The 15,727-nt window shown below is 53.4% G+C and carries 11 protein-coding genes; all 11 read left to right on the plus strand.

From position 1 onward, the window contains the following. Position 1: 1 nt before the first annotated feature. The 11 genes from rplA to rpsJ all read left to right on the plus strand — a co-directional run bounded on the left by rplA (position 2) and on the right by rpsJ (position 15,716). Entirely contained in the window at positions 2-697 is a 696-nt protein-coding gene (rplA, locus tag H4317_RS03415; RefSeq protein WP_073281270.1) for a 50S ribosomal protein L1, read from the plus strand. A 19-nt stretch (positions 698-716) separates the two neighbouring features. Further along, entirely contained in the window at positions 717-1,271 is a 555-nt protein-coding gene (rplJ, locus tag H4317_RS03420) for a 50S ribosomal protein L10 (RefSeq protein ID WP_185888777.1), read from the plus strand. Positions 1,272-1,334: 63 nt separating this feature from the next. Then, positions 1,335-1,712, plus strand: coding sequence for a 50S ribosomal protein L7/L12 (gene rplL, locus H4317_RS03425; RefSeq protein WP_073281272.1), 378 nt, complete (start codon positions 1,335-1,337; stop codon positions 1,710-1,712). A 223-nt stretch (positions 1,713-1,935) separates the two neighbouring features. Next, on the plus strand, positions 1,936-5,877 hold the full coding sequence (gene rpoB, locus H4317_RS03430; RefSeq protein ID WP_260625804.1) for a DNA-directed RNA polymerase subunit beta: 3,942 nt from the start codon (positions 1,936-1,938) through the stop codon (positions 5,875-5,877). Between the two features lie 70 nt (positions 5,878-5,947). After that, on the plus strand, positions 5,948-6,529 hold the full coding sequence (locus H4317_RS03435) for a hypothetical protein (RefSeq protein WP_185888778.1): 582 nt from the start codon (positions 5,948-5,950) through the stop codon (positions 6,527-6,529). Between the two features lie 263 nt (positions 6,530-6,792). Continuing rightward, positions 6,793-11,145 (plus strand): DNA-directed RNA polymerase subunit beta', encoded by a 4,353-nt coding sequence (gene rpoC / locus H4317_RS03440; RefSeq protein WP_185888779.1) that lies wholly within the window; start codon positions 6,793-6,795, stop codon positions 11,143-11,145. A gap of 379 nt (positions 11,146-11,524) precedes the next feature. Beyond that, positions 11,525-11,869, plus strand: coding sequence for a DUF3467 domain-containing protein (locus H4317_RS03445; protein WP_185888780.1), 345 nt, complete (start codon positions 11,525-11,527; stop codon positions 11,867-11,869). A gap of 288 nt (positions 11,870-12,157) precedes the next feature. After that, on the plus strand, positions 12,158-12,583 hold the full coding sequence (gene rpsL / locus H4317_RS03450; protein WP_073281276.1) for a 30S ribosomal protein S12: 426 nt from the start codon (positions 12,158-12,160) through the stop codon (positions 12,581-12,583). Positions 12,584-12,669: 86 nt separating this feature from the next. Then, complete coding sequence (gene rpsG / locus H4317_RS03455; protein WP_073281277.1) at positions 12,670-13,137, plus strand: 30S ribosomal protein S7; 468 nt, start codon at positions 12,670-12,672, stop codon at positions 13,135-13,137. A gap of 107 nt (positions 13,138-13,244) precedes the next feature. Further along, a complete protein-coding gene (fusA, locus tag H4317_RS03460; RefSeq protein WP_185888781.1) occupies positions 13,245-15,389 on the plus strand; it encodes an elongation factor G in 2,145 nt (714 codons plus the stop codon). A gap of 21 nt (positions 15,390-15,410) precedes the next feature. Further along, the gene (gene rpsJ / locus H4317_RS03465) at positions 15,411-15,716 is read left to right on the plus strand and encodes a 30S ribosomal protein S10 (protein WP_073281279.1); all 306 of its coding nucleotides are present in this window, start codon (positions 15,411-15,413) and stop codon (positions 15,714-15,716) included. The last annotated feature ends 11 nt before the right edge of the window (positions 15,717-15,727 follow it).

The following is a 15,727-nucleotide window of genomic DNA, read 5'->3' on the forward strand; positions in this document are numbered from 1 at the left end:
CATGGCAAAGATTAGCAAAAAGCGCAAGGAAGCCCTTGCCAAGCACGACCTGACCGAAGTTCGGAATCTGGTTGAAGCGGCCAAAGTGGTAAAGGACATCACCTATACCAAGTTTGACGCCTCCGTAGATATCGACGTTCGTCTGGGTGTTGACCCCCGCAAAGCTGACCAGATGGTACGTGGCGTAGCTACGCTGCCCCATGGTACTGGCAAAACTGTTCGTGTTCTGGCCCTCGTTACGGCCGACAAAGAAGCCGAAGCTACTGCAGCTGGTGCTGACTATGTTGGGCTGGACGATTATATCGCCAAAATCGAAAAGGGCTGGACAGATATCGACGTTATCATCACGATGCCGTCGGTAATGGCTAAAGTTGGTCGTCTGGGCCGGGTACTGGGCCCACGTGGCCTGATGCCGAACCCCAAATCTGGTACTGTTACGACGGACGTAGCTAAAGCTGTTCAGGAAGTGAAGGCTGGTAAAATCGACTTCAAAGTTGACAAAACCGGTATCATTCACTGCTCGGTTGGCAAAGTGTCGTTTGACGACCAGAAGCTGGCTGAAAATGCCATTGAAGTAATTCAAACCCTTATCCGTTTGAAGCCTTCTTCGGCCAAAGGCACCTACATCAAGAGCATCACGCTTTCGAGCACCATGTCTCCTGCTGTTCCGGTCGACACCACGGTAACTTCCGCATAATTTAAATCAACACGACGATATGATCCGGGAAGAAAAACAAGCCCTCGTCGACGAGTTGAGCGAGAAGTTTCAATCGCACAACGCGTTCTACATTGCCGATGCATCGGGAATGTCGGTGGCGAAAATCAACGAATTCCGTCGCCTGTGCTTTACGCGCGGCATGGAGTTCAAAGTGTACAAAAACACGTTCATCCGCAAAGCTCTCGACACCCTCGGCGGCGACACTTCGGAGATGGATGCTGCGCTGAAAGGCCAATCGGGCATTCTGTTCTCGAAAGAATCGGGTAACGCTCCTGCCAAACTGCTGCAAGACTTCTATAAGTCGCAGAACTATGGCAAGAACGTAGAGCCGAAGCCTGCTTTGAAAGGTGCTTATGTAGATGCCGGCATCTACATCGGTGCTAATCAGCTCAGCGGCCTCAGCACACTTAAAGGTAAAAACGAGCTTATCGGTGACGTTATCGGTCTGCTCCAGTCACCTGCCAAGAATGTTATCTCTGCTCTGTCGAGCGGTGGCAACAAACTGGCTGGTATCATCAAAACGCTTTCCGAAAAAGAAGAGGTTGCAGGCTAACCGCTGCTCATCTTTTTCAACTTCAATTTCCTTCAACAACCCCCTTTTTAACAATCTACAGAAATGGCAGATTTGAAAGCATTCGCCGAGCAGCTCGTTAGCCTGACGGTAAAAGAAGTAAACGAACTGGCTACTATCCTGAAAGACGAGTATGGCATTGAGCCTGCTGCTGCTGCTCCGGTAATGATGGCTGGCGGTGGCGCTGCCGCTGCTGAAGCTCCTGAAGAGAAGACTTCGTTCGACGTAATCCTGAAGTCGGCTGGTGCTGGCAAACTGGCTGTGGTGAAACTGGTGAAAGACCTGACCGGTCTGGGCCTGAAAGAAGCCAAAGAACTGGTTGACGGTGCTCCTAAAGCCCTGAAAGAAGGTGTTGCCAAAGACGAGGCTGAAGGCCTGAAGAAGCAACTGGAAGAAGCCGGCGCTGAAGTAGAAATCAAGTAGTTTCTGCTGCCTGCTCTTAAAACCAGCAAATAAGGAGAGGCCTGGCAACTAAGCCAGGTCTTTTCCTGTTTGTAGGCAACAAACTAGTCGGAAGTTCGTTTGCACGCCGCTTTGCGGCTTTTCGTGCCTACGGACGCCAGAGGCGCAAGGTTCTGCTTTGCGCTTTCGTGCGCCCGAAACTTTCAAAATTCTTTCAAGGTAGTGGCTTTGCTGCTGCTCTGATATGGATTCTCCCAGTGTCCATTTCCTAACCCCACATACATTGGCTACACCGAAAGCACAGTCAGGTCTGCAAAAGCTGCAAGCTGCTGACGAGCGGATCAACTTCGCCAAGATTAAAAAGGTTATTGAGTATCCGGATTTCCTGGACGTGCAGGTTCGCTCGTTTATGGATTTCTTCCAGTTGGAAACGGCTGCCGAGAACCGTACCGATGAGGGCCTGTTCAAAGTATTCGCCGAGAATTTTCCGATTTCGGACTCGCGCGAAAACTTCGTGCTGACCTTTATTGACTACCACGTTGACCCGCCCAAGTACTCGGTTGACGAGTGCATTGACCGCGGCCTCACGTACTCGGTTCCGCTGAAAGCGAAGTTGCGCTTGGTCTGCAATGACTCGGACAACGAAGATTTCGAAACGATTGAGCAGGAAGTGTTCCTTGGGAATATTCCTTACATGACCGAAAAGGGCTCGTTCGTTATCAACGGCGCTGAGCGCGTTATCGTATCGCAGCTGCACCGCTCGCCGGGCGTATTCTTCGCCCAGAGCAAGCACACGAACGGTACCAAGCTGTATTCGGCCCGTATCATTCCGTTCAAAGGCTCGTGGATTGAGTTTGCCACGGACGTGAACAACGTGATGTACGCCTACATCGACCGGAAGAAGAAATTCCCGGTTACGACGCTGCTGCGCGCTATTGGCTACGGCACCGACAAAGACATTCTCGACCTGTTCGGTTTGTCAGAGGAAGTGAAGGCTGATAAAAAGAACCTCAAGAAAGCCGTTGGCCGCAAACTGGCCGCCCGGGTGCTGCGCACCTGGACGGAAGACTTCGTGGACGAGGATACCGGTGAGGTAGTTTCTATCGACCGGAACGAGGTGTTGCTGGAGCGCGACTCTACCATCGAGGAGGATGACATCGACACCATCCTGAATGCAGGTGCGAAGTCAGTGATTCTGCACCGCGAGAACGTAAACATTGCCGATTACGCAATTATTTACAATACGCTGCAGAAGGATAACTCCAACTCGGAGAAAGAAGCAGTGGAGCAAATCTATCGTCAGCTCCGGAACACGGAGGCTCCTGATGAAGAAACTGCTCGCGACATCATCCAAAAGCTATTCTTCTCGGACAAGCGCTACGACCTCGGGGACGTAGGCCGCTACCGTATCAATAAGAAACTGGGTATTGACACTGGTTGGGACGCCCGCGTACTGACCAATGAGGACATCGTTCTCATTGTAAAATATCTAATCGGTCTGATCAACTCGAAGGCCATTGTCGATGACATTGACCACTTGAGCAACCGCCGCGTGCGCACTGTAGGTGAGCAGCTCTACGCCCAGTTCGGCGTGGGCTTGGCCCGGATGGCGCGTACCATTAAGGAGCGCATGAACGTGCGTGACAACGAGGACTTCAAGCCGGTTGATCTGATCAATGCCCGGACGCTGTCGTCAGTCATCAACTCGTTCTTCGGCACCAACCAGTTGTCGCAGTTCATGGACCAGACCAACCCATTGGCCGAGGTGACGCACAAGCGTCGCGTATCGGCACTGGGGCCGGGAGGCCTGTCGCGCGAGCGAGCTGGTTTCGAAGTACGTGACGTTCACTACACGCACTACGGCCGCCTATGCACCATCGAAACGCCGGAAGGACCAAATATCGGTCTGATTTCGTCGCTCTGCGTGCACGCCCGGGTTAACTCGATGGGCTTCATCGAGACGCCGTACCGCACCGTAGAAAACGGCAAGGTAGATACGACGGAGAACGTGAAGTATCTCACGGCTGAGGAAGAAGACACCCACCACATTGCACAGGCTAACGCCCGTATCGATGAGTCGGGTAACTTTATTAATGACCTTGTAAAAGGCCGTTTCGAAGGTGACTTCCCAGTAGTAGGTCCCGGTGAATACAGCTACATGGACGTAGCTCCGAACCAGATTGTATCGGTAGCTGCTTCGCTGATTCCTTTTCTGGAGCACGATGATGCTAACCGCGCTCTGATGGGCTCGAACATGCAGCGCCAGGCAGTTCCGCTGCTGAAAGCCGAGGCTCCAATTGTGGGCACCGGTCTGGAAGGCCGCGTGGCTACTGACTCACGCACCTTGGTGGTAGCAGAAGGTAACGGTGTAATTGATTATGTCGATGCCAACCGCATCGTCGTGAAGTACGACCTGACGGAAGATGATATCCTCGTAAGCTTCGACGCTGAGAAGATTTCCTACGACCTAATCAAATTCCGTCGTACCAACCAGGACACCTGCATCAACCTGACGCCGCTCGTGAAGAACGGCGAGCGGGTGGTGAAAGGCCAAGTTCTGTGCGAAGGCTACGGCACCAACAAAGGTGAGCTGGCCCTGGGCCGGAACATGCAGGTGGCGTTCATGCCGTGGCAGGGTTACAACTTCGAGGATGCTATTGTCATCTCGGAGAAGGTAGTTCGCGACGACATCTTCACTTCGATTCACATCGAGGAGTTTGAGCTGGAAGTGCGCGAAACCAAGCGCGGCGAAGAAGAGCTGACCTCGGAAATTCCGAACGTGAGCGAAGAAGCTGTGCGCAACCTCGACGACAACGGTATCATCCGTTTGGGCGCTGAGGTGAAGGAGGGAGACATTCTGATTGGTAAGATTACGCCGAAGGGCGAAACCGACCCGACCCCGGAAGAGAAGCTGCTCCGCGCCATCTTCGGCGACAAAGCCGGCGACGTGAAGGATGCCTCGCTTAAGGCGCCACCATCCCTGCAGGGTGTAGTTATCGGTACCAAGCTGTTCTCACGTCCTAAGAAAGACAAAAACCTACGGGCCAAGTCGAAGAAGGAAGTAGAAGAGCTGAAGGAGTCATACGCTCGTGAGTTGCGTGGCATCAAAGCCGTAATGGTGGAGAAGCTGGTACAACTGCTGGAAGGCAAAACCTCTCAGGGCGTGAAGCACAAGTTCGGCGACGAAATCGTCTCGAAGGGAGTAAAATTCGGCAAGAAAAATATTGCTGAGAACCTCTTCCCAGAGAAGAATCCTTACAAGGACGAGAGCAACTATGCTGTGCCCGAGGAGGTGAACATGTTCAAAGACCTCGTGCTGGAAGGCTGGACCGCCGACGCCCGCGTGAACGGTATGGTGCTGCAACTGGTGAAAAACTACGCCAAGCGCCGCAACACCATAACGGCCCGCTTCAAGCGTGACCGGTTTACGCTGGAGGTTGGCGACGAGCTGCCCGCCGGTATCGTACAGCTGGCCAAAGTCTACATCGCCAAGAAGCGTAAGCTGAAGGTGGGTGATAAAATGGCTGGTCGTCACGGTAACAAAGGGGTGGTAGCCCGCATCGTGCGCGATGAGGATATGCCCTTCTTGCCCGACGGCACGCCAATGGACATCGTGCTCAACCCGCTAGGTGTACCAAGCCGGATGAACATCGGTCAGATCTACGAAACGGTACTGGGCTGGGCTGGCCTCAAGCTGGGCCGTACCTACGCTACCCCGATTTTCGATGGTGCTACCGAAGCGGAAGTATCAGCCGAATTGACGGAAGCCGGGTTGCCGACCTTCGGCCGCGCATACCTGCACGACGGCCTCACCGGCCAGCGTTTCGACCAGCCAGTAACGGTGGGTGTTATCTACATGCTGAAACTGGGTCACCTGGTGGATGACAAGATGCACGCCCGTTCTATCGGACCGTATTCGCTTATTACGCAGCAGCCGCTGGGTGGTAAGGCGCAATTCGGTGGTCAGCGCTTCGGCGAGATGGAAGTGTGGGCGCTGGAAGCCTTCGGTGCTTCCAACGTGCTGCAGGAAATCCTCACCGTGAAGTCGGATGACGTGGTAGGCCGCGCCAAAGCGTACGAAGCCATTGTAAAAGGCGACGTTCTGCCTAAGCCGAATATCCCCGAGTCGTTCAACGTACTCATCCATGAGCTACGTGGTCTGGCCTTGGAAATTACGCTTGACTAAGGTTTGAAAGTAGTGGCTGCTGATGCACAAGTATCGGCAGCCACTTTTCAAGTCTTAATCAATAGGCCAAATGAAAGAGCAGAGATTTTACTTCGACGACGAAGCAGAGGGATTGGCAATCCAAACCAGTCACCCTGATTTCACCGCTGTAGTAAAAGAAGAATTCTACTTCGACTGCGTTGACGATTTCTCTCCTTTCGGTAATGATGATGGTGCTGATGCTCTGCTTTCATTGACCGAGTGGTACCAAGAAACCAAAGGGAGAGATAAGATTATCAATTGGCTGTTCCAAACCATTGATGAATATGGGTTTGCCTATCAAAGCAAATGGGCTTCAGGCTTAACAGGTGCTGAGGAAATTCGGAAGCTTGAAGAGGAAGATCCAAGCTTCATTGGGTGCATGGACCGGACAATCATCGGCGTAGGATTTGGCCAATGCAAAATCACGGGAAGCATTAATGCAGAGTTGAAGCAGCTTGTAAAAACTGCAATTGTGCGGCAGAAAATGATTCACGAGAAAGATTTAGCGGAAGGCGAGCAAACGCAAGGTGATGTCGGGGATGATTTTGGAAACGATGAAAAGCTGCTTCAAGAATACCTAGACCGGCTTGCTATCATGGAAGGAGACTTAGCCGCATTCAAAGAAGCTTAATTGAAACACAGTAGTCATAGCTTAATAGACACTTCATATCTGATGTTCCGAGACATGGTCAGAACGTCGTCAGAGAAAATGAAATAGTCTTGCAAAGCTTGATTCGGAGTATAGACCTGGCGAAAAACTACTGCGTGGCGTACCTGTCCGACCCGCAGAGCACTTTTCGCAGAGTCGAACTGTTACGTTCTTTCCGACCATTCTTAAGACTGGCGGAACCAACGGACAGAAAACAAGCCACCAGCTAATAACAGCTACCCTACATGGCGTTTGCAAAAAACAAGAAACTGGTACAGGACTTCTCGAAAGTTACCATTTCGCTGGCCTCGCCCGAATCCATCTTGGAGCGGTCGAATGGTGAAGTAGTAAAACCCGAGACGATCAACTACCGGACGTACAAGCCCGAGATGGGCGGCCTGTTTTGCGAGCGGATTTTCGGTCCCGTGAAGGACTGGGAATGCCACTGCGGCAAATACAAGCGGATTCGCTACAAAGGCATCATCTGCGACCGTTGCGGCGTGGAGGTGACCGAGAAGAAAGTACGCCGGGAGCGGATGGGCCACATCGAACTGGTGGTGCCTGTTGCGCATATATGGTACTTCAAGTCCCTGCCCAATAAAATCGGCTACCTGCTGGGCCTGCCTACCAAGAAGCTCGACCAAATTATCTATTACGAGCGGTACGTAGTAGTACAGCCCGGCGTATTGGGCGAAGAAGGCGTGCAGCAGCTCGACTTCCTCACCGAAGACGAATACCTCGACATCATCGACAAGCTCCCCCGCGAGAATCAGATGCTGCCGAACGAGGACCCCAACAAGTTCATCGCCCGCATGGGTGCTGATGCCCTGCAACTCCTGTTGGAGCGCATCAACTTGGACGAACTGAGCTACTCGTTGCGTGACTCTGCCGCCCACGAAACTTCGCAGCAGCGGAAAGCTGAGGCGTTGAAGCGCCTGCGCGTAGTGGAAGCGTTTCGGGATGCCTCGACCCGCGTGGAAAACAAGCCCGAGTGGATGGTTATCCGCATGGTGCCTGTTATTCCCCCGGAGTTGCGCCCACTTGTTCCGCTCGATGGTGGCCGTTTCGCTACCTCCGACTTGAACGACCTGTACCGTCGCGTCATCATCCGTAACAACCGCCTCAAGCGCCTGATCGAAATCAAGGCCCCCGAGGTGATTCTGCGGAACGAGAAGCGCATGCTGCAGGAAGCCGTGGATTCGCTGTTCGACAACTCGCGTAAGGTGAATGCCGTGCGCGCCGAAGGTAACCGTGCCCTGAAGTCGCTGTCCGATATGCTGAAAGGCAAGCAGGGCCGCTTCCGTCAGAACTTGCTCGGTAAGCGTGTCGATTACTCGGGTCGTTCGGTTATCGTGGTAGGTCCTGAGCTGAAACTGCACGAGTGCGGTCTGCCCAAGAACATGGCCGCCGAGCTGTTTAAGCCGTTCATCATCCGCAAGCTCATCGAGCGCGGCATCGTGAAGACGGTGAAATCGGCTAAGAAGATTGTGGACCGCAAGGATGCTGTGGTATGGGACATCCTGGAGAACGTGCTGAAAGGCCACCCAGTGCTGCTCAACCGGGCTCCTACGCTTCACCGTCTGGGTATCCAAGCATTCCAGCCGCGCCTCATCGAGGGCAAGGCTATCCAGCTGCACCCGCTCGTTTGTACGGCCTTCAACGCTGACTTTGACGGTGACCAGATGGCTGTGCACGTTCCACTCGGACCGGCCGCTATCTTGGAAGCCTCCATGCTCATGCTGGCGTCGCACAACATCCTGAACCCTGCCAACGGCGCGCCTATTGCGGTACCGTCGCAGGACATGGTTCTGGGCTTGTACTACGTAACCAAAGGAAAGCGCAGCACCGAAGAGGAAAGCATCCAGGGCGAAGGCCGCATCTTCTACTCAGATGAAGAAGTGGTTATTGCCCTTAACGAAGGTCAACTGTCGAAGCACGCCTATATCAAGGTGCGCACGCAGGTTCGTGATGAGGAAGATAACCTTGTGACGAAGATCATCGAGACGGTTGCCGGCCGCGTGCTGTTCAACCAGCTTGTGCCTACAGAAGTAGGTTTCGTAGATGAGCTGCTGACCAAGAAAAAGCTACAGCAGATCATTTCGATGGTGTTCAAGCGTACGGGCATGGCTCGCACGGCACAGTTCCTCGACGACATCAAGACGCTGGGTTTCCAGTCGGCTTACAAAGGTGGTCTGTCGATGGGGCTGGGCGACATCCAGATTCCGAAGGAGAAGGACGCTCTGATTGCGCAGGCGCAAGCCGACGTGAAAGCCGTTACTCAGAACTACCAGATGGGTCTGATTACCGACAACGAGCGTTACAACCAGGTTATCGATATCTGGACCCGCATCAACAACCAAATCACTGAAACCCTCATGGGTCGCCTCGAAAAGGAGAACCAGGGCTTCAACTCGATTTACATGATGATGCACTCCGGTGCTCGTGGCTCGCGTGAGCAGATTCGTCAGCTCGGCGGTATGCGGGGTCTGATGGCTAAGCCACAGAAGTCGCTACAGGGTTCGGTAGGTGAGATTATCGAAAACCCGATTCTGTCTAACTTCAAAGAAGGCCTGGACGTAATCGAGTACTTCATTTCGACTCACGGTGCCCGTAAGGGTCTGGCTGACACGGCTCTGAAAACGGCCGACGCCGGCTACCTGACCCGTCGTCTGGTAGACGTATCGCAGGACGTAATCGTGAACGAAGTAGACTGCGGTACTCTCCGCGGTATCGAAACCTTCGCGTTGAAAGACAACGAGGACGTAGTAGAGCCGCTGGCTGAGCGTATCCTGGGCCGCGTAGCGGTGCACGATATCATCGACCCGCTGACGGATGAAATTATCCTGACTGCTGGTGATGAAATCACCGAGGAAATCACGCGTCGCATCGACAACACCAGCATCGAATCGGTAGAAATCCGTTCGGTACTGACCTGCGAGTCGAAGCGTGGTATCTGCGGCAAGTGCTACGGCCGTAACCTGTCGTCGGGCCGCATGGTACAGAAAGGGGAGGCTGTCGGCGTAATTGCTGCCCAGTCTATCGGTGAACCCGGCACCCAGCTGACCCTGCGCACCTTCCACGTAGGTGGTACAGCATCCAACATTGCGGTTGAAGCCAGCCTGAAGGCGAAATTCGCCGGTGTAGTAGAGTTCGAAGACATCCGGACTGTAGAAACCGCCAACCCTGATGGGGAGCCGGTGAAAGTGGTGATGGGTCGCTCGGGCGAAATCCGCATCGTAGAGAAAGGCACGGGCAAAGTGTTCATCTCGAACCACGTGCCGTACGGCTCGTTCCTGCTGGTAGAAGAAGGTCAAGAGGTAGAGAAGGGCGCGGAGCTGAACAACTGGGACCCTTACAACGCCGTTATTCTGGCCGAGTTTGACGGTACCGTTCAGTATGACGCCATTACGGAAGGCATTACCTACCGTGAGGAATCGGATGAGCAGACCGGTCACCGTGAGAAAGTAATTATCGAATCGAAGGCGAAGGATCAAAACCCTGCCATCATCGTGCGCCCTGGTAAAAAGGGCGACATGGAAGGTTCGAAGGGCTACTCTATCCCGGTAGGCTCCCACTTGAACGTGGAGAATGGCGAGAAAATCAAGGCTGGTCAAATCTTGGCTAAGATTCCGCGTGCCGTGGGCAAAACCCGCGACATTACCGGTGGTCTGCCCCGTGTTACGGAGCTTTTCGAAGCGCGTAACCCCTCGAACCCGGCTGTTGTGGCTGAAATCGACGGTGTAGTAACCTACGGTACGGTGAAGCGTGGTAACCGTGAAATCTTCGTGGAGTCGAAAGACGGCGTCAAGAAGAAGTACATGGTGCCGCTGTCCAAGCACATTCTGGTGCAAGACAACGACTTCATCCGCGCTGGCTCACCGCTTTCAGACGGTGCCATCACGCCTTCGGATATCTTGAGCATTCAGGGCCCAGGTGCCGTGCAGGAGTACCTCGTGAATGAGATTCAGGAAGTATACCGCTTGCAGGGTGTGAAAATCAACGATAAGCACATCGAAGTGGTAGTTCGCCAGATGATGCAGAAAGTTGTAATTCTGGACGCCGGCGACACAACCTTCCTGGAACACCAGGTAATCGACAAGATTATCTTCATGGAGGAAAACGATACCATCATCGACATGAAGGTGGTAACGAATGCCGGCGACTCGACCAACCTGAAGCCTGGCCAGATTGTAACGGCTCGTCGCCTGCGCGACGAGAACAGCAGCCTGCGCCGCCGCGACCTGGCCTTGGTAGAAGTGCGCGACGCACAGCCTTCGGTATCCCGTCCTACGCTGCAGGGTATCACCCAGGCTTCGCTGGGTACTCAGTCGTTCATCTCGGCCGCATCCTTCCAGGAAACGACCAAGGTGCTGTCGGAAGCTGCCATCCGTGGCAAAGCCGACGAACTGTTGGGTCTGAAGGAAAACGTAATCGTAGGTCACCTCATCCCGGCTGGTACCGGTCTGCGCGAATACACGCGTCAGATTGTGGGCTCGAAGGAAGAGTTGGAAGCCCAACAGGCTGCCAAAACCGACGATACGCCAGCTCCAGCCAAACGGGCTTCGCGCGCACCCCGCCGCGAGTCAGTTTCGGAATAAGCTAGAAGCTGAGTAAACAGGAGAAGCCGGTCGAAGCAATTCGGCCGGCTTTTTCTTTTACTTTGTTCCCGACCTACGCCTAGAGTTATACTTGTGGATAGCATAAAACAGCTTTTTGACAGACTGCCAGAAATAATTCAAGTAGTCTTTGGGATCTGCTCCGTAAGCTTCTTATTGGTGCTGGTCTGTAAAATGCTTTCGTGGTTCTGGAAAGGAGCCAGCCACTTCGCTTGGGTAAGACAAACAGAACAGTGGCTATTTCCGCGTCACCCAAGTGACCTGCAAATTATTCTTCAAGCAAGTGCCCCATTCATTATAGTAGTAGCCATAGGCATATATTCGTACATCCGCCAGAAGCCAAATCTTGACTAACCACTTCATGAACCAACCCACCCAACCCGACGCCGAAGCGCCACAACCGCAAGATCCAAACGCCATCAACATCGAGCTGTCGGAAGATATTGCCGAAGGCGAGTACGCCAACTTGGCTATGATTGCGCATAGCAGCAGCGAATTCGTTATCGACTTCATTCGGCTGATGCCCGGCCTGCCGAAAGCCAAGGTAAAATCCCGCATCATTCTCACGCCCGAGCACGCCAAGCGGCTGGTAGCAGCCCTGACAGAAAACATAGAACGGTATGAGCAGGCCAATGGCACCATTAAGCAGCAACCTGACTCCCCAATGTATCCGATGGGATTCGGAGGGAAAATAGGAGAGGCGTAATTATTGCCATAGTACCACATAAGCCAGGGCTTTTATCGGGAAGATAAAGGCCCTGGCTTTTTTAGGTGCAATTTGCAGCCAGCACATAAGCGGCATGCAATGTTCAACATGCAGAAGGATGATTGGACTGAGTGAAGCAGCTGTTGTAGGTCCAAAAACCACCTGAAACAGCTTCGGGCCCGTCTCTAAAACAAACTATTCCAACTCGTTTGCTATTTCATCCTGACTTTTCTACCTTTGCAAGCCTAATTTTTGGGAGAGAACCCTCCTTGACAAAACATACCGTAGATGCCTACCATCAACCAGTTAGTACGAAAAGGCCGCGAGAAGCTGACGACGAAGTCGAAGTCGCCGGCTCTTGACTCGTGCCCGCAGCGCCGTGGCGTTTGCACCCGTGTGTACACCACCACGCCTAAGAAGCCGAACTCGGCTATGCGTAAAGTGGCCCGTGTGCGCCTCACCAACGGCAAAGAAGTTAACGCCTACATCCCAGGTGAAGGCCACAACCTGCAGGAGCACAGCATCGTGCTGATCCGTGGTGGTCGTGTAAAAGACCTTCCCGGTGTACGTTACCACATCATCCGTGGTGCTCTTGATACCGCCGGTGTAAACGGCCGTCTGCAGCGCCGCTCGAAGTACGGTGCTAAGCGTCCGAAGCCAGGCCAAGCCCCTGCAGGCAAAGGTGGCAAACCCGCTCCCGGCAAGAAAAAGTAATTGAAACCGAGTGAGGTAGTGCGAAGTGCTGGATAGCACATGGTTCTTATCCCACTTACCCGCTACCTCAGCTCATTTCTACACCCATGAGAAAGTCAAAACCAAAGAAGCGCATCCTCCTGCCCGACCCCAAATACAAGGAGACGCTGGTAACCCGTTTCGTCAACTACATGATGTATGACGGGAAGAAAAACCTTGCTTACACCATTTTCTATGATGCCTGCGAGCTTGTTGAGCAGCGCACCAAAGAAAGCGGCGTGGAGATGTGGCGCAAAGCCCTGAACAACGTAATGCCGACCGTAGAAGTGAAGAGCCGCCGTGTAGGTGGTGCTACCTTCCAGGTTCCAATCGAAGTTCGTCCAGACCGTCGTATTGCTGTAGGTTCGAAGTGGCTGATTCAGTACGCTCGTCGTCGTGGTGAGAAGACCATGAAGGACAAGCTGGCTGGCGAAATCATTGCTGCTGCCAAAGGTGAAGGTGCTGCCGTTAAGAAAAAGGACGACACGCACCGGATGGCGGAAGCCAACAAGGCCTTCTCGCACTTCCGCTTCTAATCAGACATGGCAGGGGCTTTAGAAGTCCGAGCTTCGTCGGGAATGAGAAAAGTGATTTTCACGTTCTGCTAGCTCAACTTTTAACGTTCCTCCGTCACAATAAAGCAATGGCTGTTAACAAAGACCTGCAATACCTCCGGAACATCGGGATTATGGCGCACATCGACGCCGGTAAGACCACGACTTCGGAGCGCATTCTCTATTATACCGGTAAGACCCACAAAATCGGGGAAGTGCACGAAGGTGCCGCCACGATGGACTGGATGGAGCAGGAGCAGGAGCGGGGTATCACCATCACTTCGGCTGCTACCACCACGTTCTGGAACTACCCCACCGATGCCAACGGTGACCCAACGCCAGACACCAAACAGTACAAAATCAACCTCATCGATACTCCCGGCCACGTTGACTTCACGGTAGAAGTAGAACGCTCGCTGCGCGTACTTGATGGTGCTGTTGCTCTGTTTTGCGCTGTGTCGGGTGTTGAGCCTCAGTCCGAGACTGTATGGCGTCAGGCTGACAAGTACAAAGTGCCCCGCATTTGCTTCGTCAACAAGATGGACCGTGCCGGCGCTGACTTCTTCAAGGCAGTAGCCGAGATTAAGGACAAATTGGGTGCAAACCCAGTGCCGCTGCAAATCCCGATTGGTGCTGAAGATACCTTCAAAGGTGTTGTCGATCTGCTGACTGGCAAAGCCATCGTATGGGATGATGCTACGCAAGGCAAATCGTACCACGAAATTCCGGTTCCCGAGGATTTGGTGGAAACGGTAGCTGAGTGGCGTCAGAAGCTCATCGAGAGCGTAGCTGAGTACGATGACCGTCTGTTGGAGAAATTCTTCGAAGATCCAGAAAGCATCACCCGCGACGAAATGATGGTCGTTATCCGCCAGGCGGTTATCGACATGAAGTTCTCGCCCGTAATGTGCGGTTCGGCGTTCAAAAACAAAGGTGTACAGTCGATGCTAGATGGCGTAATGGCATACCTGCCGTCGCCGCTGGATATGCCCGCCATCATCGGTACCAACCCCGACACCGGCGAGGAAATCGAGCGTCATCCGGACAACGCGGAGCCCTTCACTGCGCTGGCGTTCAAGATTGCCACCGACCCATTCGTAGGTCGTCTGTGCTTCTTCCGCTGCTACAGCGGCGTGCTGGATGCTGGTTCGTACGTGCACAATAACCGCACGAACAAGAAGGAGCGTATCTCGCGTCTGATGCAGATGCACTCCAACAAGCAGAACCCCATCGACAAAATCCAAGCTGGTGACATTGCTGCCGGCGTGGGTTTCAAAGACATCAAAACGGGTGATACGCTGACCGACGAAAAGTCGCGCATCGTACTCGAGTCGATGTCGTTCCCTGAGCCGGTTATCGGCTACGCCATTGAGCCTAAAACTCAGGCGGACGTGGATAAGATGGGTATGGCAATTGCCAAACTTGTGGAAGAAGATCCTACCCTCGTAGTTCAGACTGACCCCGAGACGGGCCAGACGGTACTGAAAGGCATGGGCGAGCTTCACCTCGAAATCATCATCGACCGTATGCGTCGTGAGTTCAAGGTGGAAATCAACCAGGGCGCCCCAATGGTAGCCTACAAGGAGATTCTGACCAAGAAGGTAGAGCACCGCGAAACCTACAAGAAGCAGACGGGTGGCCGTGGTAAATTCGGCGACATCGTATTCGAACTCGGTCCGAAAGAAACCGATCCGGAGAAACCAGGTCTGGAGTTCGTGAACGACATCACCGGTGGTGTTATCCCTCGCGAATTTATCGCCCCAGTTCAGAAAGGCTTCGAAGAGGCAATGAAGAACGGTCCATTGGCTGGCTTTCCTATCGAAGGCATGCGCGTGCGTCTGTACTACGGTTCCTACCATGATGTTGACTCGGACGCCCTGTCGTTCGAACTCGCAGCTCGTGGCGGTTTCCGCGAAGCAGGCAAACAAGCTGGTCCTAAACTGCTCGAGCCGATCATGGCTGTAGAAGTAGTTTCTCCTGATGAATACACCGGCTCGGTAACGGGTGACCTAAACCGTCGTCGTGGTATCATGAAGGGTATGGACACGAAAGGTGGTGCCAACGTTATCAAGGCTGACGTTCCGCTGTCGGAACTGTTCGGCTACGTAACGACCCTGCGTACCATCTCGTCGGGCCGTGCTTCAGCTTCGCTGACGTTCTCGCACTACGACCAGGTGCCCAACAACCTTGCTGAGGCTATCATCGCCAAGCAAAAGGGTAACGCCATTCGCTAATACCGCTTTCATTCAATAGACATGAACCAGAAGATTCGCATCAAACTCAAATCCTACGACCACAACTTGGTGGACAAATCGTCGGAGAAGATCGTGAAGGCGGTGAAGGCTACGGGCGCTATCGTTAGCGGTCCTATTCCCTTGCCGACCGTCAAGGAAAAATTCACTGTACTTCGTTCGCCCCACGTGAACAAGAAGTCGCGTGAGCAATTTCAGCTCTGCACTTACAAGCGTCTCGTGGACATCTACTCGACTTCGTCGAAAACGGTAGATGCACTGATGAAGCTAGAACTGCCCAGCGGCGTTGACGTTGAAATCAAAGTCTGAGGACTGATTTT

The organism is Hymenobacter sediminicola, from assembly GCF_014250515.1.
In the GTDB taxonomy this organism is placed as follows: Bacteria; Bacteroidota; Bacteroidia; order Cytophagales; family Hymenobacteraceae; genus Hymenobacter; species Hymenobacter sediminicola.